Genomic DNA, 903 nt, shown 5'->3' with positions numbered 1-903 from the left:
TAAGATTAAATCTTGACTTCTACAAATGAAATGATTGCCCTTGGGAAAGCTCAATATAGCTTTTAGAATTATATAAAATTTAATTATTTTTATACTCTAAGCGCTATATTGACTTTTTTTAATCTCCACGCAATGACGTTTTTTTATTATCAAATTACTAAATATGATCAATAATATTTTTGTTAAAATATGTCTAGTATGCTTAATATGTATATCCGCTATTTATTTTGGTTATCAATATTATCAGAATAGCAAGCCGGTAATTACTATTTATCCTGATGAGCTGCCTACAAAAATAAAACCGTCTATAATAGAAAATAACAAAATAGCAGCAGTACATAGTAGTATATATGAAAATCTTATTGCTAAAGATACAAATATTAAAACCGTAAAATTGCTTCCTGACCCTGAGAAACCTATGAATATAGATTCTCATAACCAAAGTCAAGGTGATGAATCTTTTGATGAAATATCCAACCTTATTGCATTAATAGAGCCAAGTGATAACTCCAAAAATGAAACGGATTTAAATATAATAAAGCTTGAAAAAGGAAGTAAGGATAAGGTTAGTAATGCTAAAAATTGTAAAAATAATGAGAGTTATAAAATACAGCTTGGTTCGGTAAAATCTGGAGCAGAAGCAATGCAAGAAGGGGAAAGAATAAAAAAGAAATTCCCGAAAATTCTTAAAAATGTTGTTATCACAACCAAAAAAGTTAAATATGACGACGGCAAATTTTTCTATTTAATCTTAGCCGGTGATTATGGTAGTCTTAGTCAAGCTAAAGCAGTTTGTAAAAAACTAGCTTATAATAAGCAGAGTTGTGTGTTGAAATAATAATACGGAATTAAAATTGATGTAGAAGTCAAGATTTAATCTTACAGACATTATAAAAATTATAT

At 27.7% G+C, this 903-nt stretch carries 1 protein-coding gene; it reads left to right on the top strand.

Annotated elements, in window-relative coordinates; translation table 11 throughout:
• Nucleotides 1-163: 163 nt before the first annotated feature.
• Entirely contained in the window at nt 164-838 is a 675-nt protein-coding gene (locus KYQ89_RS04435) for an SPOR domain-containing protein (protein ID WP_218460585.1), read from the top strand.
• The last annotated feature ends 65 nt before the right edge of the window (nt 839-903 follow it).

It is taken from the genome of Rickettsia sp. TH2014, from assembly GCF_019249195.1.
Taxonomy (GTDB): domain Bacteria; phylum Pseudomonadota; class Alphaproteobacteria; order Rickettsiales; family Rickettsiaceae; genus Rickettsia; species Rickettsia felis.
This window is presented reverse-complemented; position numbering and strand designations above follow the sequence as displayed.

Coding starts and splice junctions, on each gene's coding strand:
- KYQ89_RS04435 (WP_218460585.1), top strand. CDS start 164: ATGATCAATAATATTTTTGTTAAAATATGTCTAGTATGCTTAATATGT.